The organism is Streptomyces sp. HSG2, assembly GCF_016598575.1.
Lineage (GTDB): Bacteria > Actinomycetota > Actinomycetes > Streptomycetales > Streptomycetaceae > Streptomyces.
This window is the reverse complement of sequence record NZ_CP066801.1, coordinates 3,683,647-3,708,323: the sequence shown is the minus strand read 5'-3', so window position 1 is coordinate 3,708,323 and position 24,677 is coordinate 3,683,647. Positions and strand designations below refer to the sequence as shown.

At 71.3% G+C, this 24,677-nt stretch carries 22 protein-coding genes and 2 CRISPR repeat arrays; of the genes, 3 read left to right on the top strand and 19 right to left on the bottom strand.

All coding sequences use genetic code 11. The features are described 5' to 3' along the window. Positions 1-267 precede the first annotated feature (267 nt). The 10 genes from JEK78_RS15990 to JEK78_RS15945 form a co-directional block, all read right to left on the bottom strand. Complete coding sequence (locus JEK78_RS15990; protein WP_242483420.1) at positions 268-783, bottom strand: recombinase family protein; 516 nt, start codon at positions 781-783, stop codon at positions 268-270. A gap of 340 nt (positions 784-1,123) precedes the next feature. After that, positions 1,124-1,891 carry a phosphotransferase gene (locus tag JEK78_RS15985; protein ID WP_200259840.1) on the bottom strand — a complete coding sequence of 256 codons (768 nt, stop codon included), beginning with the start codon at positions 1,889-1,891 and terminating at the stop codon, positions 1,124-1,126. A gap of 5 nt (positions 1,892-1,896) precedes the next feature. Next, positions 1,897-2,376 (bottom strand): NUDIX domain-containing protein, encoded by a 480-nt coding sequence (locus tag JEK78_RS15980; protein WP_200259836.1) that lies wholly within the window; start codon positions 2,374-2,376, stop codon positions 1,897-1,899. 40 nt (positions 2,377-2,416) lie between these two features. Then, positions 2,417-4,006: a hypothetical protein gene (locus JEK78_RS15975; protein WP_200259833.1), complete on the bottom strand. Its 1,590-nt coding sequence runs from the start codon at positions 4,004-4,006 to the stop codon at positions 2,417-2,419. Then, positions 4,003-5,025 carry a glycosyltransferase family 4 protein gene (locus JEK78_RS15970; RefSeq protein ID WP_200259831.1) on the bottom strand — a complete coding sequence of 341 codons (1,023 nt, stop codon included), beginning with the start codon at positions 5,023-5,025 and terminating at the stop codon, positions 4,003-4,005. The genes JEK78_RS15975 and JEK78_RS15970 overlap by 4 nt, the downstream gene beginning before the upstream one ends. A gap of 6 nt (positions 5,026-5,031) precedes the next feature. Then, positions 5,032-5,583 (bottom strand): hypothetical protein, encoded by a 552-nt coding sequence (locus JEK78_RS15965; protein ID WP_242483098.1) that lies wholly within the window; start codon positions 5,581-5,583, stop codon positions 5,032-5,034. After that, positions 5,580-6,665, bottom strand: coding sequence for a hypothetical protein (locus tag JEK78_RS15960; RefSeq protein ID WP_200259828.1), 1,086 nt, complete (start codon positions 6,663-6,665; stop codon positions 5,580-5,582). The genes JEK78_RS15965 and JEK78_RS15960 overlap by 4 nt, the downstream gene beginning before the upstream one ends. After that, complete coding sequence (locus tag JEK78_RS15955; protein WP_200259825.1) at positions 6,662-8,086, bottom strand: FAD-dependent oxidoreductase; 1,425 nt, start codon at positions 8,084-8,086, stop codon at positions 6,662-6,664. The genes JEK78_RS15960 and JEK78_RS15955 overlap by 4 nt, the downstream gene beginning before the upstream one ends. Before the next feature lie 263 nt (positions 8,087-8,349). Then, on the bottom strand, positions 8,350-8,706 hold the full coding sequence (locus JEK78_RS15950) for a hypothetical protein (RefSeq protein ID WP_200259823.1): 357 nt from the start codon (positions 8,704-8,706) through the stop codon (positions 8,350-8,352). Then, positions 8,699-9,169 (bottom strand): ATP-binding protein, encoded by a 471-nt coding sequence (locus JEK78_RS15945; protein WP_242483097.1) that lies wholly within the window; start codon positions 9,167-9,169, stop codon positions 8,699-8,701. Before JEK78_RS15945 ends, JEK78_RS15950 begins: the two co-directional genes overlap by 8 nt. A gap of 195 nt (positions 9,170-9,364) precedes the next feature. Here JEK78_RS15945 and JEK78_RS15940 point away from each other — a divergent pair, with 195 nt between their 5' ends. The 3 genes from JEK78_RS15940 to JEK78_RS15930 all read left to right on the top strand — a co-directional run bounded on the left by JEK78_RS15940 (position 9,365) and on the right by JEK78_RS15930 (position 11,027). After that, a complete protein-coding gene (locus JEK78_RS15940) occupies positions 9,365-10,231 on the top strand; it encodes a helix-turn-helix transcriptional regulator (protein WP_200259820.1) in 867 nt (288 codons plus the stop codon). After that, complete coding sequence (locus tag JEK78_RS15935) at positions 10,228-10,449, top strand: DUF397 domain-containing protein (RefSeq protein WP_200259817.1); 222 nt, start codon at positions 10,228-10,230, stop codon at positions 10,447-10,449. Before JEK78_RS15940 ends, JEK78_RS15935 begins: the two co-directional genes overlap by 4 nt. Positions 10,450-10,616: 167 nt before the next feature. Further along, entirely contained in the window at positions 10,617-11,027 is a 411-nt protein-coding gene (locus JEK78_RS15930) for a hypothetical protein (protein WP_200259814.1), read from the top strand. 9 nt (positions 11,028-11,036) lie between these two features. Here the strand turns inward: JEK78_RS15930 and JEK78_RS15925 are convergent, their stop codons facing one another. The 9 genes from JEK78_RS15925 to casA all read right to left on the bottom strand — a co-directional run bounded on the left by JEK78_RS15925 (position 11,037) and on the right by casA (position 24,562). Next, entirely contained in the window at positions 11,037-12,500 is a 1,464-nt protein-coding gene (locus JEK78_RS15925; RefSeq protein WP_200259811.1) for an NF041680 family putative transposase, read from the bottom strand. 151 nt (positions 12,501-12,651) lie between these two features. Further along, positions 12,652-13,655: direct repeats of the CRISPR family, unit length 28 nt; unit sequence GAGCTACCCCCGCAGGCGCGGGGACGAC. Between the two features lie 147 nt (positions 13,656-13,802). Further along, a complete protein-coding gene (locus tag JEK78_RS15920; RefSeq protein ID WP_200259808.1) occupies positions 13,803-15,506 on the bottom strand; it encodes an IS1634 family transposase in 1,704 nt (567 codons plus the stop codon). A gap of 162 nt (positions 15,507-15,668) precedes the next feature. Next, a CRISPR array of direct repeats spans positions 15,669-17,465; the repeat unit is 28 nt; unit sequence GAGCTACCCCCGCAGGCGCGGGGACGAC. 21 nt (positions 17,466-17,486) lie between these two features. After that, the gene (cas2e, locus tag JEK78_RS15915; protein ID WP_200259805.1) at positions 17,487-17,831 is read right to left on the bottom strand and encodes a type I-E CRISPR-associated endoribonuclease Cas2e; all 345 of its coding nucleotides are present in this window, start codon (positions 17,829-17,831) and stop codon (positions 17,487-17,489) included. Then, entirely contained in the window at positions 17,828-18,811 is a 984-nt protein-coding gene (cas1e, locus tag JEK78_RS15910; protein ID WP_200259802.1) for a type I-E CRISPR-associated endonuclease Cas1e, read from the bottom strand. Before cas1e ends, cas2e begins: the two co-directional genes overlap by 4 nt. After that, positions 18,804-19,589 (bottom strand): type I-E CRISPR-associated protein Cas6/Cse3/CasE, encoded by a 786-nt coding sequence (gene cas6e / locus JEK78_RS15905; RefSeq protein WP_200259799.1) that lies wholly within the window; start codon positions 19,587-19,589, stop codon positions 18,804-18,806. The genes cas1e and cas6e overlap by 8 nt, the downstream gene beginning before the upstream one ends. Positions 19,590-19,593: 4 nt before the next feature. Further along, on the bottom strand, positions 19,594-20,394 hold the full coding sequence (gene cas5e / locus JEK78_RS15900; RefSeq protein ID WP_200259796.1) for a type I-E CRISPR-associated protein Cas5/CasD: 801 nt from the start codon (positions 20,392-20,394) through the stop codon (positions 19,594-19,596). Next, positions 20,391-21,569: a type I-E CRISPR-associated protein Cas7/Cse4/CasC gene (gene cas7e / locus JEK78_RS15895; RefSeq protein ID WP_200259793.1), complete on the bottom strand. Its 1,179-nt coding sequence runs from the start codon at positions 21,567-21,569 to the stop codon at positions 20,391-20,393. Before cas7e ends, cas5e begins: the two co-directional genes overlap by 4 nt. 123 nt (positions 21,570-21,692) lie before the next feature. Then, positions 21,693-22,874, bottom strand: a complete 1,182-nt coding sequence (gene casB / locus JEK78_RS15890; protein WP_200259790.1) for a type I-E CRISPR-associated protein Cse2/CasB — start codon at positions 22,872-22,874, stop codon at positions 21,693-21,695. Continuing rightward, positions 22,871-24,562 (bottom strand): type I-E CRISPR-associated protein Cse1/CasA, encoded by a 1,692-nt coding sequence (casA, locus tag JEK78_RS15885; protein WP_200259787.1) that lies wholly within the window; start codon positions 24,560-24,562, stop codon positions 22,871-22,873. The genes casB and casA overlap by 4 nt, the downstream gene beginning before the upstream one ends. Positions 24,563-24,677: the final 115 nt, after the last annotated feature.

Below are 24,677 nucleotides of genomic sequence, written 5' to 3'. Positions count from 1 at the left end.
AGACTGATTCCTTCAGCTGGCGGTTGAGCCGCTGAGGTGGCGGGGCTGAGCGCTCGGGTTGGCGGGCAGGGTAGCTGTTGGCGCTCTCACCTGCGGGGTTTTCACGCGAAGTGGTAGGAGGCTGTCCGACCGCGCTGTGCTGGGGGCATGGAGCTATCGGTCCGTACACCCGCTCTCGATTCTGAACTGGTGTGGTTGCACAGTTGTGCCCTGGACAAGGCCCTGTTCTCCCGAAGCTACGGCGAAGTGACAAGTAACTCCCTGTAATCAGCGTGACGCTAGGTCAGGGACAGCGGGGCGGGGTCCGGGGACTTCGCCGACCTGGAGGGCGGCGAAGTCGGCGCGGGCCTGGGCGACGGCTTCGGGGTACGCCTCGCGCTCGGCGTGCTCGGCCAGCGCCCGGTAGATGCTCGCGACGGACGGGTTCTGTCCCTTGCGCTTGCCGCTGGGGATGATCAGGTCGGGCTGGATCTGCTCGACGGACTCGCCTCCCGCGCGGCGCCGCAGCACGGTGTGCAGCATGTCGTCGGTGATGACCGGCGGCCGGCCGCCGTGCTTGCCCTTGCGGGCCGCGGTGTCGAGACCCTCCAGCGTCGACTCGCGGATGTTCTCCCGCTCGGTCTCCGCCATCGCCGCGAAGAAGGCAAACAGCAGCTTCCCCGGCCCGGTCGGATCGTAGATGCCGGGCAGCGGTCCGGCGAGCATTTCCAGGACCAGGCCGTGGGCGGTGAGGGGGTCGGCGAGCGCGGTGAGTTCGGCGGCGTCGCGGCCGAGCCGCTTCATCTCGTACACGGTTGTTCCGCAGCCGCTCCTGGTCCTCCTCCAGCAGCGTCCAGACCTCGATCAGGTCCTTCGGCTCCCACTCCTGCCGCACCCCAGACTCCTTCCGGTCGTCATGACCGGACCAACCTCGCCGAGCACGGCCCCCGATGAGCCCAGAAGATCAAAAACGCTGGCAAGCACACCCCAGATCCGCTACAGAGAGCTACTTGTCACTTCGCCGCAGCTTCGGGAGAACAGGGCCGACAATCTCGTCGTTCCGTACGCCGTCGCCTCGGGGGCAGCCGCCCGAGTGGGGCAGAGCTTCACTCGCATTGGTGACGGTAGGGCCCGGCCTGTGCCCTCACGAAAGGCGAGCCCGGTCGCGTGGTCGTACAGCCGGATCGGTGCTGAGGGCGGCGTCGGCGAACTGGTGGATGCGCCAGTACAGGCGGATTCGGCGGGCGGCGGCCGGATCGGGCTGGTGGGCGAGGTGGAGCACGTCCATGGGGTCGGGCAGGTCGAGGCGGACGGCGAGGCGGGCGAGGTCGGACAGCGGGTCACCGAAGGCGGCGAGTTCCCAGTCCAGCAGGAGTGTCCTGCCGCTGGGCAGGCGGACGAGGTGTCCCGGCTGGAGGTCGTGGTGCAGCAGCCTGGGTTCGGTGTCCGTGTCCGTGGCGTCGAGTTCGCGGCGGAGGGCTGCCGCGGCCGGGGTGAGGTCGGGGGCGGCGGCCGTGTAGGTGTCGAGCCGGTTGTGCAGGTAGTCGCGCCAGGTGCGGTGGCGCCGGGCTCCGGCGAGCCGTCCAGCGTACGTGCCGGGGATGCGGTGGGCGGCGGCCAGGGGGATGGCGAGTTCGTGAAGGAGCCGGCCGGTGGTCACGGGCTCGGCGTGGACCGCGCTTTGCGCGGTCCACGCCGGTCTGGCGCCCGGGTCGGCCCCCAGGAGCTTGGGGGCCGGGGCTTGGTGCTGGGCGAGGAGGGCGAGGGCGGCGGCCTCGTTGGCGGCGCGGGCCGGGTCGCTGTAGTGCTTGAGCACGTACGGCACGGGGTCGTTGATGTGCCAGACGCGGTTGGCCTGTCCGGTGGTGATCTCCCGGGCGCCGTCCGGGATCCGGCCGTTGATCGCCGCCATGGGGCTCAGGCGACGTCGCCGAGGTAGCCGGATGAGGGCTGCCCGGTGGCGAGGGCGGCGATCAGCTGCCGCAGTGCGTGGGGCAGCAGGTTCAGGCCGGGCACCTTCTCCAGCCCCACCCACTCCAGGCCGGTCTGCACCTCGTCTTCGGCGTGTCCGCCGAGCCGGCCGGGGTCGCCCTCGGGGGTGCAGTGGAAGATCGCTTCGATGCGGTGGGTGCCGGCCTCGGTGTCGGCGTGCTCGTGGTTGGCGCCGACGTACTCGCGCAGCCACAGCATCCGATCGACGGTGACGGTCAGGCCGGTCTCCTCGTGGACCTCGCGGCGGGCGGTCTGGTCGAGGGGTTCGCCGGGGTGTTGGCCGCCGCCGGGCAGGAAGTAGCAGTCCTGGCCCTCCCAGTTGGCCCGCTGGAGCAGGACGCGGCCGTGGTGGAGGACGACGGCCTTGGCGGAGGTGCGGATGGTCGGGGTGACGGGTTCGGCCACAGGGGGCTCCAACTCTCGGTCGCGGTCGGGGAAGGAGATGTCAGCGCTCAGTCTTGCCGAAACCGCGGTGGCGTCCGGCGGCCTTCGTGAAGATCAGCCGCCAGGGCCCGGCCAGCCGTACGAACGGCTGGAGCGGACTGGCCGCGACCAGGGCGGACGGGTGTGCTGAGGATGTCCGGGGCAAGGGGGCCAGAGTGGGCGGTGGGGTGACGGCCGCGTGCAGGGCCGGGGCCAGGGACAGCAGTCGGGCGGTGGTCACGGGGCCGTGCAGCAGCACCCCGGCCGCCGCGACGGCCGTCCAGGCCGGTCCGGCCCACCAGGCGGAGACGACGGCTGCCGCGGCCAGCGGGGCGCCGATCAGCCAGGCAGCCTCGTCCGCCCACTCCCGGGCCACCAGCACTGCCTTGGCACGGCGGGAGATAGCCGTGGGCAGGTGGGCGACGGCTGCCGCGTGGCGGTCGGGTCGGGCGGAGGCGGTGAAGGCAAGGGCGTGAAGGTTCGTCAGCCCCGACGGCTCGGTGTAGGGCTCGTCCAGGGCGGCGACCGACGTGGTGGTGAGGTCGGCGCCGAGCAGGGACAGCCGGTGCCCGGTGCCGAGGTCTTCCATCGGTTCGGGGAAGCCGCCGAGCGTGCGGACGGCGGGGAGGTGGACGGCCATGCCGCAGCCCACGGCGTACACCATCGGCCGCAGCCACATCCGCACCGTCTCCGGCAGCCGGGAGGCGGCCAGGAAGCGGTGCAGGCGGACGCGGGCGAGTTCGATGCCGAGCGAGCGCCGCAGCTGGTACACCCATTCCCCGGCCAGCAGCAGACCGACCGGGCCGACGGGGAAGGGGCGGCGGGCCAGCAGCGGCAGCCGCTGCTGCTGGATCAGGGTGGGGGCCCTGCCCGCGCGGGCCCGGTGGGCGGCGGCCTCGGCGGCGAACGCCTGAAGGGTGCGGCGGTCGGGGACCGCGTCGGCGTCGTAGACCACCGCGTACGTGTCGCCTGCGTGCTCGTCCTCCTTCCAGCCGAGCGGGCCGAGGACCTGCTTGAGGCGGTCGAGGGCGAAGTTGAGCTGTCCGGCCTTGCGCCCGCCGACATCGGGCTGGTGCAGGTGCACCAGCGGCAGCCCGCCGCCCGGCGGGTCGGCGGCGAGAGCCGCCACGATGTCGGCGGTGGTCGGCTCGGCGTCGAACAGGTCGGTCAGCACCCGCAGCCGGTCCGCGGGCCGGGCGGCGTTGACCGTCTCGGCGACCTCGCGGCAGCGGGCGGCGGGGAACAGGCCCCGCAACTGCCGGGCCTCCACAGGGGCGGAGGCGGTCAGGGTGTCCAGCCAGCCGCGGTGTCCGGCGCGGGCGGAGGTTTCGCGTTCGGTGGTGATGACCACGACGGCGGCCCGGCCTGGCGGGTAGTCGAGTGCGGTGAACGCGGCGACCGTCTGCGCGGCGATCGTCTGCTCGCGCAGCATCGGCAGCAGCACCACCAGCCACGGCACGGGCGCCGGAGCGGTGGGGGTGGTGCGGGTGGCGGAGGCGAGCAGCCACCTCGCGGACACCTCCACTGCGATGAAGGCCCATACCGCGCGGGCCAGCAGCAGCGTCAGCAGTACGGGCACCGCGGCCTGCAGCCACACCCCGGTCGCGGTCACCGCTCGTCCTCCATCAGCCGGTAGACACCGCGCATCTGGTCGGCGACCAGGGGCCAGGCGAACAGCTCCGCCCGTTCGCGGGCGAAGGCCCGCCGCACCGCGTGCGCGGCGGTGCCGGTCTCGGCGAGGATCTTCTCCACCGCCTGTGCGGCCGCATCGGCGTCCCCGGGCGGGGTGAGCTGGGCCGCCCGGCCCTGGCCCGCGTAGTGCAGGATGCCGCCGACGTCGGTGGCGACCACCGGGGTGCCGCATGCCATCGCCTCCAGCAGCGCGTTGTTGGCGGTCGCGTCGAGGAGTGGCAGCAGCATCACGGCGGCCCGCCGGTACAGGCCGATCAGGGTCTGTTCGCTGACGCCTTCCAGCACGCGGGCGGCCGGGTGCCAGAGCCGGCTGCGGGCCTGCCGGGTGACGACGGTCAGCTCGACGCCGTCGCCGTAGCGGCGGTGCAGCCGCTCGTGCACGGCGTCCACCACGTCCCAGTCCCGCAGCCACCAGCCCACCGTCAGCACCAGCGGCCGGCCCGAAGCCGGCGGGGCGGGCGGTGGGGTGAAGGCGGTGGTGTCGATGCCGTGGGGCACCAGGTGCACGCGTTCGCGGGGCACCAGGTCGGTGAAGAACGCCCGCTGGTGCGGGTCGAGGACGACGATGTGCTCGGCCGTCGACGCCAGCTTCCGCCATGTCCCGGGCGGCAGGAGCTGCTTGAGGCGGGCGGGCGGCTGGTGGTAGGTGACGGCGGTCAGGCCGAGTCGGCGACGGGAGAACCAGTACTGCTCGTCCCCGTACAGCACGTGCGCGGCCTTGTGGGAGGCCAGCAGGCGCAGGTCGGTGGCGAAGTGCTCGGCCGGGTAGAAGGGCAGCGGGCAGTTCCGGGCGAGCAGGCGGTGGGCGGCACGGGCGGTCCTGGTCGCGAGCGGGCCGGTGGGCGGGGTGATGCGGCGGACTTCGGGAAGGTGATCGAGAAGGCGGTCGTAGCCGCCGTGGGCGGTGTGCCAGGGCACGCGGACGACTGAGGCGATCACGGCAGGTCATGCCTCCTTCGGGGCGAGCAGACCGAGGGATTGCAGCCGGGCGGCGACGGCGTGGGGATGATCGAGGCGGATGACGGGCAGGCCACCTGCCCGGTCCGGGTGGAGGCGCGTCGCCCAGCGGCGGCGGTGCCGGTGGTGGTGGGCGGGGCCCCACCACAGGATCGAGTCGCGGGCGAGCAGGTGGCCGAAGGTCTCCCGGTTCCCGGCGAACAGCTCCTGCCGGGTGGCGGCCCGGCCAAGGGAGCGGCGGATCAGCCGGGGCAGGCAGATCCGCAGCGGCAGGTCGAGCCAGATGGCGAGTTCGGCGCGGGCCAGCAGGATCTCGGCGGCTTCGCCGTCGTAGTTGCCGTCCGCGATCCAGGTGTCCGCGGCCAAGACGTCACGGACGTGGGCGTGGAAGACCGGCGGGTCGACCGGGGTCCATCGGGGTCTCCAGAACAGCTCGTCCAGGTCGAGGTGGGGCAGGCCGCTGTGGGCGGCGATGGCGGCGGCGAGGGTGGACTTGCCGGACGCCACCGGGCCGACCAGTGCGATGCGCTTGGGTATCACGGGAGCCTCCGGGTGACGGCGTCGGCGATCCGTCCCAGCAGGTGCGGGGTGTGTACTCCGGCCGTCACCGTCATCACCGGCGCTCTGGCGACCAGGTCGTCCATGAGATCGGCGGCCTGGCGGGCCAGTTCGCCCACGGGGCGGGAGCGGTCGGCGAACCACGGGTGGAGCCAGTCCTCGTCATGCGGCGTGCAGCACACGGCGGCGAGCGCTTCACGGGCCGCCGCCGGGCAGGGGAAGGCGATGCTCACCTCCTGGTCGTCGTCGCTCAGCCGGGGCAGGACGACGAGCCGCAGCGGGGCGCTTTCCCGCACGTGGGCGGCAAAGGCGTGGGCGAAGTCGTGCGGGGTGCACGAGGCTTTGCGGGCGGCGCCGAAATCGGTCGGCAGCACGCTGTGCGGCGGGAGGTTCCGGTTCGGGGCGAGCGCGGACAGGGTTCCGCCGGCGATCCTCACCGAGATCGGCACCCCGACCACACTCGCGGCGGACTCGGTGACCAGCACACGGTCGGAGCCGATGAGGTCGGCGCGGCGGTGGGCGGCCAGGGCCGTGAGCACGGTGGTCTTGCCCGCCCCGGACGCCCCGGCGATCAGCACCCCGTGCCCGTCGACCGCGCCGGCCGCGGCATGGAAGGCGGTCCAGCCGCGGTGCTCGGCACAGCGCAGGACGACCTCGCGTATCACCCGCAGGGCATACCGCTCGCCGTGATCGGTTCCCGTATGCAGCACGATGTGCAGCCGCCCCGTCGGGTCCTTGGTGTACAGGTGGTCGGGGGGTAGGTGCGAGGTGGGGTCGGGCCGCCACCAGCAGACCTGCCCGATCCGGGAGAGCTGGTACGGCTCGCCGCGGAACGGCACCACCTTCACCGACGGTGCACCGGCCAGGCGGGCCGTGCGGTCGCGGAAGATGTCTTCGCTGTGATGGACGCGGATCTGAGTGAGTTGCCCGCACAGCGGGGCCGGGGCGGTCTCGGGGGCGAAGTTCAGCAGGTGGACGCCTTGGTCGATGCGGAAGGTCTCGTCGGTGTGGAGGTGGAAGCGGTGCCCGGCGAACGGGATCGCCTCGTTGCTGCGGCCGTTCACGCCCGGCCCCCTGCCACCGCAACGGCACCGTCGGCCGGGGTGAGGAGTTCCTCGGTGGTGCCGTTGACCAGGCGGCGGGCGATGTCGATGCCCATCTTCACCGCGTGGTCCATGTTGCCGATCTCGTACCGCCAGGTCCCGAACCGGCCCCGCGGATAGATCCCGTGGGCCTGCAGCCACGGCACCACCGCGGCCAGGGCCTCATCACGGTCCAGGGTGGGCACCGGGTAGGCGTGCTCGATCAGCTCCAGGTGAGTGCTGGCCAGCGGCGCGTGCTCGGGTACCAGGCCGTGGCGCCGCAGAGCCTGGTCGCAGGCGCGGATCAACCGGCTGTAGTCCAGGCGGGTGCCCGGAAGCATGGAGGTCTCGGTCATCCACGCGCTGAACGCCTGCGTGTCGGCGCCGGGGACATGGGCAGGCGCGTACTTGCTGAAGTTCGTGGCCCGGTAGAACGGCACCTCTGCTTGCGGGAAGTACAGCCAGGACCGCTCATCGGTGGTGGGGGCCCGGTAGCCGAGGCCGACCATCGCCACCGTGGTGTGCCGCAGCCGTCCGGCCGCCTCCCACACCGTGGCCGGGGCCCTGACGGTCATGGCGACCAGCCGGTCCAGTGGACCGGTGGCCACCAGGTGATCGAAGCCGATGCGCTCGCCGTCGGCGAGCGTCACGATACGGGCCGCCGGGTCGACGGCGACCGCACGGGCTGACGTCCGCAGGCCGCCGTCGAGACGTGCGGCCAGCCGGCGCCAGATCTCCCCGGTGCCGCCTCTGGCGGGGAAGGCGAAGGTGGCGTTGGGGCCCCACCGCCGGGCGGCCGGGGCGGTGCCCGAGAAGGCCGCCAAGACCTCACCGGGATCGACCGGGGCGACGCGCTCGGCGACCCAAGAGGAGGCCATCTGCTCGGGCGTCATCGCCCAGACCTTGGAGTTGTACGGGCCGAAGAACCGCTCCACTAGGCCCGATCCGTACATCCCTTGCAGCCAGGTGGCGAAGTCCGCGTCGGCGGGCAGCCCCTGTTCGCGCCGCTGGCAGGCGAGCAGAAGGTCGTGCACACACGCCTCGGCGTCCTCGGCCGGGAGGTGGTGGAGGTGCTGCTGGAAGGGATAGGGCACCCACCGGTCACGGAAGCGGACGTAGGAGGACCGGTCGTGAAGCAGCAACTCGTCGGTGGTGAACAACTCGGCCAGCAGGCGGTCGAACTCGCCGAAGTGGGAGAAGACCACGTGCCCGCCCAGGTCCCAGGTGAAGCCGGCCGGATCTACCACAGACGCGGCAAGGCCGCCAGGTACAGGAGCGGCCTCCAGCAGCGTCCAGGCGCGGTGGCCAAGCCGGTTCAGTTCGTCCGCGCAGGCCAGGCCGCAAGGCCCGGCCCCGAGGATGACGATCCTCTCGGACGGTAACGAGTGCACAGAACGGGGCATGACGCCCTCCTTCGATCGGCGGACGGCAGAGCTACAGCCCGCGCTGGGGCGGGCGGCGGTGAAAGTACGAGGGGCAGGGCGGCCCCGCCGCCCGATGCACGGGGGAAGCGGCGGGGCCACTGCCGTGAGCCGCGCTCGGCTCGCGGGAAGCGGCAGCAGGCCGGGCACCGTTCACCCGCCGCCGCTGGTCCAGGCGGCCCTGCCTGTCCGGGGAGCAGACACCCCGGACAGGCAGGAGCCGATGACCGCAGCCGTCGGCCTCTTCACCCGTCGGCCGGCGGCGGTCCCGCCGGACCGGGCGATGAGCCGTACAGCAGGGTGCCCAGCGGCATGGTGCTCGTCGGGTCCGACAGGGCACGGACCGCGGCCTCCAGCCGGGACGGGTCCGCACCCAGATGCGTCACGGCCGCCTGGACCAGCGTGTTCGCCAGACGGCTCTGCAGGAAGGCTTCGTACCGGTGCCCGGCCACGGCGATGGCCAGCGCCTCCAGCGAGGGGAACGTCTTGCGCCGCGTGGTCTGCTTCGGCCCGTTGCCGAAGGTCATCCACACGACCACTTCGCGGGCCGCCGCGTCGTACACGACCCGGAACGGGAGCTGTTCGGCGGGGACTTCAGGCACGGCCGTCTCCTTCGTCGTATGGAAGGCTGCACACGATCTGCTTGCCGACCGGCGTGGGGAGGACCTGCCAGCCGGGGGCGAGAATGTCCACCAGGCCCAGCCCCCGGCCGGATTCGGCCTCCCCATCGTCGAGCGCGACCGGCCGGCGGCTGGGCAGCAGTTCCGGCTCGGGGTCGTGGACCTTCACCGACACCCCGTCCTCCTCGGCGTCGACCTCGACGACCAGGGGGACGTGGTCCCCGCAGGCCCGCACCGAGTTCCCGATCAGCTCGGAGGCGACCAGCTGCACGTTCGCGCTGGTGCCGGTGTCCACACCGGCCTCGCACAGCGTCTTGTCCGCCAACTCACGCACCCTGCGCAGGTGGGCCGCCGAGGCATTCATATGCACGGCGAAGCCAGTCGGCCGGGCCCGTAAGTAGAACCCGGCACTCGCCGCGGCCTGCGCTTGCGTCACCACGAACACGGCAGCCTCCCCACCCGCGACCCACGGCCGCAATGGATCAAGTAGCGCACAGCTACGGTAAGTTGACCGAGCGTCGCTCCTTTCCCACGAACATGTACCCTTTCTCGATCGGGCCGCAACCTTTCGACCCGATCCGGTGAAGGAATCCTTGAAACCGGGTCGTGTTGCGGCCTGGCGCGGTGCCAGACTGCGAATATGCCGCATTCCCCCTTGGTGCCGACCGTCCGCCGCCGACGCCTCGGCCAGACGCTCAAAAAGCTCCGCAACGACGCCGGGATGACGCTGGAGGACGCCGCCGTCGCCATGGGGTGGAAGGTCCCGAAGCTGTCGAAGATCGAGAACGCCCGGCAGCAGATCCGCCCGAACGAGGTCACCGGCCTGCTCAAGACGTACGGAGTGAAGGACACGGAGGTGTTCACCGCCCTGGAGAACCTGGCCAAGGACGCCGGGAAGAAGGGCTGGTGGCAGACCTACAGCGGCGTCGTCTCCCCGGCATACGCCGACTACATCTCGCTGGAGGACGACGCCGAGCGCATCTGCGAGTGGGCACCTCTCGCCGTTCCCGGCCTGCTCCAGACCGCCGCCTACGCACGCGAGACGATGACCGCCACCAGCGACTCCCGCACCCCGGAGGAGATCGCGGCACTCGCTGAGGTCCGCCAAGCCCGCCAGGCCGTGCTGACCAGGCCTGGCCATCCCCTGCAACTGTGGGTCATCATCCACGAGGCCGCGCTGCACACCCGGTTCGAGGTGAGGCCAGCCACCATGCGCGAACAGCTGCGCAAGCTGCTGGACACCGCAGAGATGCCCAACGTCACCGTCCAGCTCATGCCGCTGGACTCCACCGCCCACCCCGGGATCTTCGGCGGCTTCGGCCTGGTCAGCTTCCCGGGCCCCACCCCAGATGTCGTGCTGTTGGAAAACCTCAGCGGAGCTACCTACGTTGAGGGCGACGGCACGCAACCCTTCACAGGCGCGGTCGACCGCATCCGTGCCGCGGCCCTGTCGGTGGAGGACTCACTCGCACGAATCGCACAGATGGAAGAAGGGCACCGGAAGTGAACAAAGCCAAGGCGGAGTTGTACGCGCACGACCTCTCCGCCGCCCGCTGGCGCAAGGCCAAGGCCAGCGGACCGGAACACAACTGCGTCGAGATCACCGACCTCCCCGGAGGCGGCATCGCTGTGCGGGACTCGAAGAACACCCACCTCGAACCGCTGCGGTTCGACGCGGCAGAGTGGTCCATGTTCCGGCAGGCCATGACGAGCGGAGAGCTCTGATCAGCGCAAACGGCGGTTGTCCTCCCCCGACCGAACCGGGGGAGGACAACCGCCGCAGCATGTCAGCCCGACCCCACGCACGGCCATCCGCAGCCCTCCAGACCGCGTAAAGATCACCGGGAAGCAGTCCGCCCCCGATGTCAGAGCCACACGCCAAGATGTGGCACATGACGGACCAGAGCACCGATTCCATCTGGAGCCACCGGCAGGTTCCCGCCTGGGCTCACACGGTCGGGCCCGGCTGGACCGCACTGCTCGACCAGCTCCACCACGACCTGCTCGCCCTCGCCCCCGACTACCAACTCGACAGCCTCACCATCAGGTTCGGTGCCCTGCACATTTACATCGCGGACCGCTTCGACGAGGCCGGCGAGTACGACGGCGGCTTCATGGATGACGCCACCGCCCTCACCGACTCCGCCGAAACCGCCTCAAAGCACACATGCGAGCTGTGCGGAGCCCCCGGACGCCCCCACTTCCGCGGCGACCAGCACCACACGTGGATCACCACCGTCTGCGAAGCGTGTCGGACCCGCTCGTCGGCACTGGCCAGCCACCCTGGATCACAACGTGCCTAAGCTTGGAATTTAACCTTTGTTAGCTTTCATCCTGTTTCTTTCGGTGATGCTCTCGGGGCGTCTGGTCGTTTTGCCCACGTCATGACGGGTGGCCGGGTGTCGGTTCTTCGAGCCAACTGGTCTTCCTGGTCCTGGCGTTGATGGTTTCGGCGCGCGGGCCGGGCAGTGCAGGTGCGGGCGGAGGTTGCGAAACCCCCGGCGGACGCGGGCCGGGGTGAGCCGGGACGGCGCGACTGGCTTCTCCCAGGGGCGGCGGAGGTCGGCGGCGGCCTCGCGCAGGAGCCGGAGCTGAGTGTGGGCGGCGATCACGATCCAGGTCCAGCGGTCTGCGGCCTGGGGAGTCCGTAGTTTCGGGCGGGTCCAGCCGAGTGTCTGTTTGATCATCCGGAAGGTGTGTTCCAGGTCGAAGCGGCGAAGGAACACCTGCCATCGCAGGTCAACGTCCGCGCCGGTCATGCCGGTCTTCGAGGACCACAGCCAGACCGGGAGGGGGTCCTGGCCGCCGGGCAGGTGGTCGACGGAGAGACGGATCTGGGTGCCCTCGATGACGGGGAGTTCGCCGGTGTGGTCGATCCAGGCGGAGCGGGTGGTCAGCTTGGGGTGGAGGCGGTCCCAGGCCATGGCCGTCGCGGTGCCGTAGCGGTCGGTGACCTGCACCGTCTCCGCGTCGGGCTCGCCCCGGGTCTCGGGCTTGGCGAAGCGGAACTCCTTGCCGTGCTTCGGCGGCCTCCCGCCCTGGGGATAGGTCTGGGCGTACTCCTTGAGGGACGGGGTCGGGCGGCGCATCACCCGGTCCGTGCGCATCCGCCCCAGCACTTCGACCGGCAGGCCGGCCAGGAGGTATGCCATGCGCGGGGCGTCGTAGCCGGCGTCGAAGACGATGAGGATGTCGGGGTCCTCCGGCTCCCACTGGCCGCCCTCGATCAGGCCGGTCACGACGCGGCGGACCTGGGCGGCGGTGACCTCGGCGACATCGTCGTCCGGGCCGAGACGGAGTGCGTCCAGCAGCTGGCACCAAGAGGTGCGACCGGTCTCCAGCGCGGCGACGAACGAATACGGCCAGCCGGGAACGAACTGATCGCTGGAGCGTCCCGAGCGTCCGTAGACGTGACAGAACAGCCGCTCCGGGCAGCACGGCGCGTCCGGCCGCAGCCAGTGCGTCACGTCGACCGCCAGGACGAGGCGGTTGTCGGCGGCCTTGGGCTGCGGCAGGATCGCCAGGGCCCGGCGCAGCCCGGCTTCGTCGATGTTCCCGCTGTTCAGCGCGTCGTAGAGGGCGCCGTGCCCGCGCCGGTGCTCGGCCAGGAGCGTGAGGTCGACCGGTGACGTGACGGGCCCGTTCTCGCAGAGCATCGCGTCCGCGAGCTCGAACAGGGTGTCACCGCGCCGGGTCAGGCACGCGTAGAAGTTTTCCCGGAAGTGTGACGTGAAGTCGAACGCCTCACGCCGGGCACCGTCGTCGAGCACACTCACCCCTGCGGCCTTCGTATGAATCTGTTTCCTTGGCGGAACGCAGGATCATGCGAAGGCCGTCCGCCTGTCCGGCGAATCCACAGGTGAGTGACCTCGTACGACGCGCTGTTCGAGGCCAGAGGTTAAAGAACAAGCCAAAGCCCGCGTCCGTGAGCTACCCCCGCAGGCGCGGGGACGACGGGGCGCCCGCACAGACGTCGGTCGCCGTGAGCGAGCTACCCCCGCAGGCGCGGGGACGACGCGGCCACCCCGGGGACGGTCGACGCCGCACCCGAGCTACCCCCGCAGGCGCGGGGACGACCCCTCTTCATGCTCCGGCCCCACCGATCAAAGGGAGCTACCCCCGCAGGCGCGGGGACGACATCGCGCTCGCCATCGGAGCCATGTCCGTGGTTGAGCTACCCCCGCAGGCGCGGGGACGACGCCTTCGCCACCGGAGTCGCCCCCGTCATGGAGGAGCTACCCCCGCAGGCGCGGGGACGACGTGCCGGGCGGTGGGAGCAGGAACGGGTGGGCGGAGCTACCCCCGCAGGCGCGGGGACGACGTGCCGGGCGGTGGGAGCAGGAACGGGTGGGCGGAGCTACCCCCGCAGGCGCGGGGACGACCCTGTCGGTGTCCGGGCGGAGGCGGGTGTGACGGAGCTACCCCCGCAGGCGCGGGGACGACGTCGTCGGTGGACACGACGGTGTCGGGGTCGGGGAGCTACCCCCGCAGACGCGGGGACGACCTCCACGGCGCTCGGTACGGCTGGGTGACCCGGGAGCTACCCCCGCAGGCGCGGGGACGACGACGGCGAGACCTCGAAGAAGCACATCACCGCCGAGCTACCCCCGCAGGCGCGGGGACGACACCCAGAACGTGCACATCCGCGTAGCCCCCGGCGAGCTACCCCCGCAGGCGCGGGGACGACCCGTCGGCAGTGGACCAGAAGGTGATCACAGCGGAGCTACCCCCGCAGGCGCGGGGACGACGCCATCTGCAAGGACGAGGGAGACCCGGACCTGGAGCTACCCCCGCAGGCGCGGGGACGACAGGAGGATGGTGCGCCCACGGGCCTCCTCCATGGAGCTACCCCCGCAGGCGCGGGGACGACATGCCGACGTATGAGGGGACGCTAGAGGGTGAGGAGCTACCCCCGCAGGCGCGGGGACGACCGGGGGGAGTGACCCATGGCCAAGTGGTGGAAGCCTGAGTTCCACAGTTGGTGGTGTCGGGTAGGGAACGGAAACGTGGGTTGACCTGCGGAAATGCCTGTGAGCACGCCGAGATGGCGTGTCACTAGGCGGGGGGATAGTGCCTGGTCAGCGGCCTGTGGTCAGATCGATGATCTTCTTGGGCGGGGTGACGTTCAGGGCGGTGAAGATGTCGCGCTGGGGCTTGGTGAGGTCGGTGGACTGACGGAAGGTCCCGGCCGGGCCGGTGTAGGTGACCGCGTGCAGGCGCTGGAGTTCGGCGCGCAGGCGGTTCCAGGTCTGGCCGGTGGAGGTCTCGGCGACGCGGATCAGGAGCAGGGCGAGCCAGCACAGCAGGACGTGGGCGCGGATGCGGTCTTCGCGGCGGTGGTAGACGGGGCGGAGATCGAGAATTTGCTTCATATCGCGCCAGCCGCGCTCGACTTCCAGGAGCTGTTGGTAACCCAGCGCGATGTCCTCGGCCGCCAGCTTCGGATCGGAGGAGCGCAGGAGGTACTTCCCGTCGAGGTTGGCCTCGGCGGCGATCTTCTTCTTGTCCACCCGCAGCAGCCCGCCCGGGGTGGTGCGCAAGAACCGTTTCAGGCCGGGCTTGGTGGACAACATCCCGGCCAGCTTGTCGCGTTCGGGCCTGGCTAGCTTGTCAGTGCCCTCGATCGCCTCGGTGAGCTGGGCGACCATCCGCTGACGGATCGCGGCGTCGCGGGTGGCCTGGTCGGGGTTGAAGCAGATCACGAACCGGTCGTCGGTTCCGATGTTGACCTCCTTGACCTGGAGGTTGTCGCGCACGGTCGCATAGCGGCCCTGTCGTGAGAGGGCGGCGCGGACTTCGGGTGATCCGGTGCGGAGTTTCTCGCCGATGATGTAGCCGCCGCCTCCGCGCATCAGCGCCCGGCGGTTGGCGGCGGAGGTGAAGCCGCGGTCGGCGACCCACACGATCTTCGACAGCGTCCACTCGCGCAGGTCGTCGCGGACCTGCCGGATCAGGGCCTGGTCACCGGTGTTGCCGGGCCAGGACCACACCCGCACCGGGATCCCGTCCCGGGTGACGGCCATGCCGATGACGACCTGGGGCAGATCGTCGCGGGAGTCCTTGGACCTGCCGTGGGTGCGGAACCCGTCGTGCCGCACCGCGTCTTCGGCCGTCGCGTCGGCGGCCAGGCGCTCGCCGCGGTCGTCGCGGACGACAGGATCGTCGGCGTCCTCGGTCTCGAAGTACGTGGAGGTGGTGTCGAAGAACAGCAGGTCCACCTCCAGGTTGAGCAGGTCGGTGACCTGGAAGCACGCCTCCTTGGCCAGGGCCGGTTCGATGGCCAGCAGGTAATCCATGGCCCGGTAGCAGGCTTCGTCACCGATCGCCTCCAGGCCGTCTATGTGGACGTCGTCGGCGATCCACTCGGTCGCGGCGAGCTTGCTGGAGGCGGCCAATGCCCGGTTGGCGACCAGCGCGAACAGCACCCGCTCGACGCGCGGATCCAGCCGCCGCCCGGCCAGTTGGCGGTGCACGACAGCGTCGAGGCCGAGCCGGTGCCACAGTCCGTCCAGCGCGTGCACCCCGCCCCACGGCCTGGAACCGATCAGTGACAGGTCTGTCGAGCCGGTCGCCGACAGCGCGGACGCGGGGTCCAGCAGCTTCGACAGCGCGCCGACCAGTCGGCGCACCGCCTCGCGGTCGAGTTCGTCCTCCCGGCCGAAGGAGTGCAGCACCTTCGTACGCGAACGCCCCACGGCCGGGTCCCACTCGTTGTGGGCCAGCTGCAGATACCGGACCGTCTGCCCGTCCTTGTTCCGCCGGGACGTCGTCTTCACGTACATGCCGCTAGACGATACGCACATCATTGCAGTTCGCAGGCATGGGGTCACCACATCGTGCCACTAGGCGTTTTCGGCCTTTCGCACTAGACGCAACCGTCTGACCTGCACCGATGCCCTGCCGCACCCCCGAGAACCCCGCTCAACTGTGGAACGCAGGGGAAGGAGCTACCCCCGCAGGCGCGGGGACGACCCGGTTCGTACACCGTGCGGGCAGGGGACACGCGAGCTACCCCCGCAGGCGCGGGGACGACCTGTCCTGGGTGATCGTCTTCGGCGTCATCCTCGAGCTACCCCCGCAGGCGCGGGGACGACCCGGCCTGCGGAGCCCGCGTACCGGCCGGCCTGGAGCTACCCCCGCAGGCGCGGGGACGACTCGACCGGGTCCCCCTGGTCCAGCGTCGCGGAGGAGCTACCCCCGCAGGCGCGGGGACGACGGTGCTTCGCGCACACCCCAGCACGGAGGCGAAGAGCTACCCCCGCAGGCGCGGGGACGACTCCCGGGCCGTCTCGATCTGCGCCCGCGACCGGGAGCTACCGCCGCAGGCGCGGGGACGACTGTTTCGGAGGTACGCGAGCGGAACCGCACGAGGAGCTACCGCCGCAGGCGCGGGGACGACGTGCCCGCCGTCAGGCCCCATAGTCCGGCGCGGGAGCTACCCCCGCAGGCGCGGGGACGACCGCTCGACGACGATCACGACGGAGGCGTCGTTCGAGCTACCCCCGCAGGCGCGGGGACGACGGAGCTGAGGCGTGGTTCGCCGGAGTAGGGGTGGAGCTACCCCCGCAGGCGCGGGGACGACGCGCGCCGGTCCCGCTTGGTTCGCCCGGGAGTCGAGCTACCCCCGCAGGCGCGGGGACGACACCCGATCGGGATCCCCGCCCTCCACACGTCCAGAGCTACCCCCGCAGGCGCGGGGACGACAGGACACCCGGCGGTTTGACCAGTCCCACAGTCGAGCTACCCCCGCAGGCGCGGGGACGACACGAGCACCACCGCCACGGTGATGAGGGCCGGAGAGCTACCCCCGCAGGCGCGGGGACGACACGCTCCCGATCGCGTCTTGTCCCTCCGCTGAGGAGCTACCCCCGCAGGCGCGGGGACGACGAGCGTTTCGACGACGAGGAGTCGGCGGCGGTGGAGCTACCCCCGCAGGCGCGGGGACGACACCACCGCCCGGTAGGCGGAGTCGAGGCGCACGGAGCTACCCCCGCAGGCGCGGGGACGACGCGACGGGCTCCCACCCCCATCCGGGATCCACGGAGCTACCCCCGCAGGCGCGGGGACGACCCGGCCATGGCCCTGAGGACGCCGCCGGTGATCGAGCTACCCCCGCAGGCGCGGGGACGACGCCGATGCCGTCCTTGAACAGGCCGACCATGAGGAGCTACCCCCGCAGGCGCGGGGACGACACGCGACAGGCGACGAGCGCAGTGCTGTCACCCGAGCTACCCCCGCAGGCGCGGGGACGACCGTCTCGCCCCCAACGTCTTCGGCCGCCACCTCGAGCTACCCCCGCAGGCGCGGGGACGACAACGCGTACTCGTCCAGTGAGACCGACGACGGGGAGCTACCCCCGCAGGCGCGGGGACGACGCCTCGGTGCGGGACTGGCTGAACGTGGTCGACGAGCTACCCCCGCAGGCGCGGGGACGACGGAAGCTATCGATTGACCTTCCCGACAATCCCAGAGCTACCCCCGCAGGCGCGGGGACGACGGCCCTACGCATGCGCGCGCGAGACGGGGTCAGGAGCTACCCCCGCAGGCGCGGGGACGACTGTTAGGATCTCGTCGATGATGACGAGCATCGGGAGCTACCCCCGCAGGCGCGGGGACGACCACCCGCGGCTCGCCTGGCCCCTGTCGATCATGGAGCTACCCCCGCAGGCGCGGGGACGACTCCAGCGCGCAGATCTCGGCTCTGGACGCGGACGAGCTACCCCCGCAGGCGCGGGGACGACACTTCGTGACCTGCGGTGTTGTCAGGTGATCACGTCATTTTGCTTCACCTCGTTCGCGGGCCGCCAGGGCTGGCCGGTCTGGCGCGGGCGGGCAATGAGGGTCAGCCCGTCGAAGTCGACGGGGGTCCAGCGGTCGCGGCCGGCGGTGCGGGCGGTCCAGCCCTGTTCCGTGGCCGCTGGTTCGATCATGACGGCCTGGCCGTCGTAGATGCGCTCGGCGAGGACATTCCAAAGGCGTTCACGGATTCGGGCGTTGGGGTTGCCGACGTAGACGCCGGCGGCCACTTCAACGAACCAGCGGGTGAGGTGTCCCCGGAGCCCAGGAGGGGCCGCGATGAGGACAACCACGGTCGTTCCGGCGCTCACGGGGCCGTCCCCGCAGGGGTGGGGTCGGTGGGTTCCGGGATGACGTCGAGGTGGTGCGTGGCGCTCCAGTTGCGGCCGCTGCTGACGACGGTCTCGCCGTCGTCCCAGAGGGCGCCGAGGTCCTCGTCCGGCAGGTCATCGCCATCGGGGACGAGGAGTCGCTTGATGTCGGCGACGATGCGGGGCAGAAGCTTGCCGCGCACGGCCGCGTCCCGCAGGGCGGTACGTGCGTCACGTTCCGAGGTGAGGCCCTTCGCGGTGAGGTCGAAGGCGAGAGGGATGGAGAACTCGGCTTTGTAGAGGTCGGCGATGTCCAGGACGAAGGAGAGGGCGTTGCCGGTGTGGACGAAGCCGAGGGCTGGGCTGGCGCCCAGTCCGGTGACGGCTGCGTGGCAGATGCCGTAGAGGGCCGAGTTGGCGGCGGACAGGAGCCGGTTGACGTCGTCACCGGCGGCGAAGGCATCACCTGGCTTGTAGTCGCGTTTGGTCCAGGGCACCCCGGTCCGCTCGGCGTGCTGGGCGTAGAGCCGGCGGACGCGGGTGCCCTCGCGACCGCGGAGCTGCTGCAGGCTCAGGCCGGTGGTGTCCTCACCGGGGAAGCGCATGTCGTACATACGGCGGGCGACAGCGACGCGCTCCTTGGGCCGGGTGACCAGCCAGGCCTGGCGGAGCTGGAGCTGGGAGCCGCGTGCGGTGCTGGTGCCGGTGGCGTAGAGACGCACGCCCTGCTCTCCGACCCAGCACAGGGCGGTGCCGGAGTCGGCGAGCAGGGTGACGGCGGGGTGGGTGATCCGGCTGCCGGGTCCGATGAGGAGGACGGCGAGCCAGGCGGCCGGGACGTGGACGGTGCGTGCTTTGTTGACCAGGACGATGGCGTTGTCGTCGCGGTCGATGTGGCAGCGCTCGGCGTAGAGGCTGCTGATGCGGTCCTCGAGCCGGTGGAGGTCCTGCGGTCCGGTCCGCCACCAGGGTTCAGGCATGGTCTGTCTCGTCGGTCCGGAGCGGGGCGAGGGTGAGCAGGCCTTGTCCGTAGCCCTTGGCGGGGCCGATGCCGCCGAGGAGGGAGGTCCGCAGGGTGTCGGGGTCGGTGACGCGGAGGCGGCCTTCGAAGGTGGCGGTGGACAGGGTGACGCGGGGGCCGTCGGGGCGCTTGCGGAAGCGGAGGATGTCGCGACTGACGATGGTCACCGCGGGTCCGGCGGACAGGTCCTGGTTCTCGGTCTGGAGACCGGGGGCGGAGGGTGTGGCGGTGGCCTCGGGGATGCTGAAGCCATGGCGTTCGCACCGCTTGAGGAGCCACTCGAGTTGCTGGGCGGCGGTGCGGTGGGCGACGCGAAAGCCGCGGTGCCGACTGCCGTCGTCGGCTCCTTCCTTCAGGCGGGCGGCCTGCTGTTCGCTCGGCCGGCTGGGCCGGGGGACGTTCTGGACGGGGTTGGCGGTGAGGCGGAAGGCGAACTCGCGGCCGCGGTCCAGGCGTTCCACCAGCGGCGTGTAGTCGGCGATGAGCGGAGCGCCTCCGTCGGCTCCGGGCCAGCCTGCCTCGTCGACGAGATGGGCCCACGAGGGGCGGCTCTCGGTGAGGACGAGGATGTCGGCCCGGTGCTGGGTGTTGCTGTCCAGGCGCCAAAGGACGCGTTCGGTGACGGGTTGCTCGGCCAGGCCGGACAGGATGGCGGCGTGCAGGCGGTGCGGGCTGGAGAGCAGGGCCACTGCGGCGCGGCGGCGCGGGTTGAGGGCGAGCTTCGACAGGTAGGGCATGTGGTCACCAGCCCAGGAGGGCGAACGGGTCGTGGTCGGACTGCCGCGCGGCGCCGGTGTCCGCTGCGGGGCGGGCCGGCTGGGCGTGGCCGGTGGGCACGGTGACCCAGAGGTGGCGGACGGCGCGCCGGCCGAACCGGGTTCCGGTCTTGAGGTCGTAGGTGTCGGGGACGTCGACGGCGAACTGGTCACCGGCCGGGTCCTCGACGGTGGCCTCCAGAGACACGAGGGCGCCCTGGGCCTGCCGGCGACGGTGGCTGCCCGCCTGCCACGGCACCCCTTTCAGGGCGTCCTCCAGTTGGGTGTCGGCGCGGAGTCCGAGGCTGACCGGTCCGGTCGGTGGGCAGGAGCGGCGGCCGAGGGAGAGCGGGAAGACGGGCTTGCGGACGGCTTCTTCCAGACTCCGCATCAGCGTTTTCGGGCCGCGGAGGGCGGCGACGAAGACGGCATCCTGGAGGTAGAAGCGCTGGGTGACGCCGGTGTACTTGGGCGGTGTGGTCTTGGTCTGCTGTCCCTTGGCGTTGGTCTTGGCCGACAGCAGTGGGAGCCCGCGGTAGTCGCTGTAGGTGTGGTAGTCCCGCAGCAGGGTGCCGGGCTGATCCACTCGAACGCCGAGGCGTAGGCCGACCAGGTCGGTGAGGGTCGCCTCGCGGTCGCGGCCCTCGGCGGCGGCGAGGAGGCCGAGGATGCCGGACTTGGTGGGTCGGGGGCGGGTTTCGCGCCGGTTGTAGTGGGACGGGCCCCCCCAGGACTGGAGCGGGGCGGCCAGCCGCAGCACGAGGACGGCGTGGTCGTTGCGGGTCATCGGGTGTCGGCCTTCGGGGTCCCGGCGGGCACGATCTCGCCGTCGGCGAGCCACTGGCCGACCAGAGCGTCGAGGGAGTCGAGCAGGGCCGGGAAGGGCAGGGAGGAGCCGAAGACCTCGGTGATCTTGTCGCCTTCGGTGGTGTAGGTGGCCAGGGTCCGCAGCGGCATGTCGCCCCAGGTCTCGCCGACCGCCTTGAGTTCGTCGGCGAGCCGCACGACGGATTCCGACGCCAGGCCGGTGACGCCGGTGACGGGCTCCTCGTAGGCGGACACCAGGTTCACGGGCTGGTCGGTGCGGACGGTGAGCAGCACCAGGTGGGGCAGGGTGCGGTGGGCGAAGGAGTTCTGGTGCCCGGTCGGCATGGACCGGGCGAACGCGTCGACGAACCCGACCGCCGACTTCCGGGTCTCCTCGGCGTCGGTGAGGTTGTCACGCAGCTGGTGCACGCCGAGGACGGCGTACCGGTACAGGGTGGAGGAGTTGAATTCGACGGTGCCGATCATGCCGGCGCCGTGGTCGTCGGTGTTCTCGTCGTCGACCGCGGTGTAGTAGTCGAACTCTGTGCGCACGGCGTGGCTGGACAGGGCGTGCGCGACCTGGACGGAGGCGTCCACGTTCAGGGCGGGCAGGTCGGCGACCATGCGGCCGAACAGGGCGACTTCGGCGGGGTGCCCGGTGGACAGCGTTTCCACGACGGAGAGCTTCTTCACCTCGTTCTTGAGGTCGTCGTCGGGCAGGGCGGCGAGCTCGGCGGCTCGTCCTTCAAACAGCCGGACCAGGGCGTCGAGCTGCTTCTTTCCGAAGAACAGAAGGTAGGCGGACTGGTCGTCCTTCTTGGTGGACTTGGTGATGCCGAGCGGCTCCAGCAGGGCGGCGGCCAGGCGGTCGGCCTGCTCTCCGGTGAGACGTGCGCCGTCCTCGGAAGCGGGGCGGGCGAGGCGCTGGGCGAGGAGGGTGGCAATCCGCTTGGTGCGGGTGGCCCGGTCGGTCTCCGGCACGTGCTTGGCGTACTCGGTGCGGGTGGCCCGCTTCCACGCCTGTGAGGAGACGCGAGCGCGGCGGGCGCCGCCGTAGACGGCCTGCTTGGGGGTGCCGGAGTCGTCCCGGTTCACGTTGGACGGCGGCAGGCTCTGCAGGATGTGGACCTCGACGAAGAGGGTGGGCCGGCTCATGGCAATACTCCTTGAAGGATGGGAGGCGCCGCCCGGACGGGGCGCGAAGGAGGACGGGTTGAGGTGAACGGGGACGCCGGGCGGACGCCCGGTGCCGTAGTCGGCCGTTCTGACCGGGTGGCTTCAGGAGGACGCCGCAGCGTGGAAGTCGCGGTCCCAGCGCTGCCGGAAGCCGGTGGCGGCGCCCGGGCGGCGGGGGTCGTCCCAGGTCCGCAGCGCGGTGCGGAGCAGGTCGTAGTCGAGGCCGACTCCGGCCTGGTTCAGCAGCGGGACGAGGGACCGCAGGTGCATGGCGAGTTCGTCGGTGTCGGCGGAGGTGAGCAGAACGCCGAAGCGCCGCTCCAGCGCCGCGGTGTTCGCCTTGCCCTCGCTGCCCGCGACCGCCTTGCCGGCGAGCAGGCCGGCAGCGGTGCCCGGGCTGTTGCCCGCGACGTACATCCGTCGGTCGTGCGTCTGCTGGTGGCGGGCGAAGAGGGTGAGCGCGGTGTGTTCAGCCCCCAGGTCCCGGGTGAGGGAGCCCTTGTCCCGCCACTGGGATGCCATGCGGGTGCGATGGTACGGCCACATCGCGGCGACCGTGCCCGGCTCGCGGCCGGTACCCGAGCGCAGCGCTGCCAGTTCCGCCCCGGCATCCTGGCTACCGGGGTCGAACGTTCTCCAGTACGGCGTCCGCTCTCGCCCAGCGTTCTCCCCGTCTCCCGGGTCCGGGGTGCCGGGATCGGTGTACTGCAGGCCCCAGGAGCGCAGCACCCGATTGCGGTCCGGTCCGTCCCAGGCGGTCAGTTCGTGAAACAGGCGGGTGTAGTCCAGGGCGATACCCGCTTGCCGCAGGAGTGGTACGAGCCGCTGAAGGTGCTGCGTCAGCTCGTGGATGTCCTGGGCGGTCGCGGCCGCGATCAGCCGCCGCTCCACGGCGGCCTCCGTCAGCGCCTCGCTGCGGCGCAGCAGCAGGCAGGCGGTGCCCAGGCCGACACCCGACCGGTGAACGGGTTCGGACGCGGCATGCTGATGCAACCCAAACAGGGTGAGCGTGTGGTGCTCCGCGATGTAGCGGTCCGGGAGGCGATCGAAGCCGTCGTCCGGCAGGGGGACGCGATGGACGAATCGCATGGACGGGGCGGTGCCGGCCTCCCGGCCGACGCCCTCGCGCAGGGCCCGCAGGTTCCGTGCGACGTACTCGGAGAATTCCGGTCGCCGCCCTTCCTTGCGCGACGACTGCCAGTCCTGAACCGCTTCCTCCCAGAAGGACAGGCGGGCCCGGCCCGCCGCGGGACGGCCGCTGGGAGTCGTGCTGGTGGTCCTCATGCTGCGGCCGCCTCCTCACGTTCGGCGCGGCGTTCCTCGGCGGCTCGCTGCAAGATCTCGGCGAGCTTCGTCCGGAAGACGCCGATGGCCTTGCCGCTGCGGTAGGTGAACTCCTTGTCGCCGGTCTTCACCGTGCGGCCCACCACAGCCCGCGGCGGGGCGGCCGCGAGCAGGAGGTGCGCCTCCCGGTCGGCGGCGATCCGCACCGACTGCTCCCACGCGAGCTGTGCGCGCTCCAGAAGTTCCTCGTCGTTCTCGTCGACGGTCCGCAGCCCGGCGAGCAGGCGGCGCATGGTTCCGTCCAGACAGTGCAGGAACTGTGCCGATGGCCGGCTGCCCTTGTCACGGGGCAGCGGATCGCCGCCGGCGGCACGCCGCAGGTCGTTGTTGAGACCGTCCAGGGCCCGGGCGACCTGGTCCGCCTGCGCCACACACTCCAGCAGGGCTTCACGCAGCCAGTCGTCCTGCGCCAGCAGGGCCTTCACCGGCAGGGGCATGTCGTCGCCGATTGCGTTCTCCACTACGGCGGACTGCGTGCCGTACTCGAGACCCGAGGTCTCGACACCCAGCCGGTACTGCCAGTGCAGGACCCCGCTGCCCTGCAAATCTCCGATCTGACGCAGCAACAGCGAGGTGTAGGGGCCATCGCTCTGCACGGGCAGCGTCATCGCCAGGAGCGTTGCCAGCCCCTGCCAGGCAGCGCGGCCCGAGGCGTGCCGGCGGGGCCGCCGGTGGGGTTGCCCCTTCTTCGGCTTGGCGGTGTGCTGCCACGCCGTGTGCGGCTCGATCTCGGGGGTCCGTGCCAGCCGGTCACCGGCCGACACGATCGCCCGGTGCGCCCGCGGCCCCTGCTCCGTCTCGCAGACGATCAGACGCATCCGGCGGGCCTGGAAGGTCAGCAGGTCCAGCAGACCGGTCGCGGGGCGTTCGGACCAGGCGGCTCCGGCCGGCGATTGGCAGCCCAGACCGACCGGGCGCTCGTCCCACGCCCACTGCGGCCGGTCCCCCGGCTCCGGCCCGTCGGGCCGGATCGGTGTGTTCAGCAGCAGTGTCTCGTAGAGCGTCTCCCCGGTGGGTACGACCACTCCGAGCTGGCCGAGCGGCCCGGTCGGGTTGCCGGTCGTCTTTCCCTTCTTCGCCCGCGGGTCCCCCGCGGCGCCGGTCTTGATCGACGCCGTGTCCCAGCAGTGCACGTGCAGCAGCCACAACGCCGCGTCCCCCGGCGTCAGCAGCAGCTCGTCGGCCTCGCTGAGCGCACTGAACAGGGGCACGTTGTTGCCGGACGCCACGGAAGGCACCAGCTGAGCAGCCGTCTTCGTCTCCCCGTTCAACGACTCCAGGCCGGCAACTTGAGCGAAGGGGCGCTCCGCGTGGAACAGGCGGAACCGGTCCCCGTAGCGGGCGCCCAGATAGTGCGCAAGGAGATCTCGTTCGTCCTGTGAGAAGCGGCCTCGGTGGAACCGCTCGCCCCACTCCTGCCGACTGCGGGGAGCTCCAAGGGCATCGATCATCACCGGGAGCAGCAGTTGCCGGAGCACCACCGGCAGCATCGTGTGCACCGGCAACTCGAGACGCCGGATGGTGTGGGCATCGGACAACGCGTCCAACAGTCCGACGGACTTCTGAACGCCGTCGTGAAGGACGGCTCTGAGCCATACATCGTGGACGAGGTCTCCCTCGCTGGCCATGGCGGTTCCCCCTCCATGTGCTGACATTCCCGCGTCCCCCCGCACCTCGCTCGGTGTGGAGTTGGCCTCGACCGGTCGCCGACAGCGTGACACCCAAACGCTTGTTGTTTCAAGC

Bases quoted from the DNA above. Each gene is read 5' to 3' on its own strand.
- JEK78_RS15990 (WP_242483420.1), bottom strand. From the start codon at position 783: ATGAAGCGGCTCGGCCGCGACGCCGCCGAACTCACCGCGCTCGCCGAC.
- JEK78_RS15985 (WP_200259840.1), bottom strand. From the start codon at position 1,891: ATGGCGGCGATCAACGGCCGGATCCCGGACGGCGCCCGGGAGATCACC.
- JEK78_RS15955 (WP_200259825.1), bottom strand. From the start codon at position 8,086: ATGCCCCGTTCTGTGCACTCGTTACCGTCCGAGAGGATCGTCATCCTC.
- JEK78_RS15940 (WP_200259820.1), top strand. From the start codon at position 9,365: ATGCCGCATTCCCCCTTGGTGCCGACCGTCCGCCGCCGACGCCTCGGC.
- JEK78_RS15930 (WP_200259814.1), top strand. From the start codon at position 10,617: ATGACGGACCAGAGCACCGATTCCATCTGGAGCCACCGGCAGGTTCCC.
- JEK78_RS15920 (WP_200259808.1), bottom strand. From the start codon at position 15,506: ATGTACGTGAAGACGACGTCCCGGCGGAACAAGGACGGGCAGACGGTC.
- cas1e (WP_200259802.1), bottom strand. From the start codon at position 18,811: ATGCCTGAACCCTGGTGGCGGACCGGACCGCAGGACCTCCACCGGCTC.
- cas6e (WP_200259799.1), bottom strand. From the start codon at position 19,589: ATGCCCTACCTGTCGAAGCTCGCCCTCAACCCGCGCCGCCGCGCCGCA.
- cas5e (WP_200259796.1), bottom strand. From the start codon at position 20,394: ATGACCCGCAACGACCACGCCGTCCTCGTGCTGCGGCTGGCCGCCCCG.
- cas7e (WP_200259793.1), bottom strand. From the start codon at position 21,569: ATGAGCCGGCCCACCCTCTTCGTCGAGGTCCACATCCTGCAGAGCCTG.
- casB (WP_200259790.1), bottom strand. From the start codon at position 22,874: ATGAGGACCACCAGCACGACTCCCAGCGGCCGTCCCGCGGCGGGCCGG.
- casA (WP_200259787.1), bottom strand. From the start codon at position 24,562: ATGGCCAGCGAGGGAGACCTCGTCCACGATGTATGGCTCAGAGCCGTC.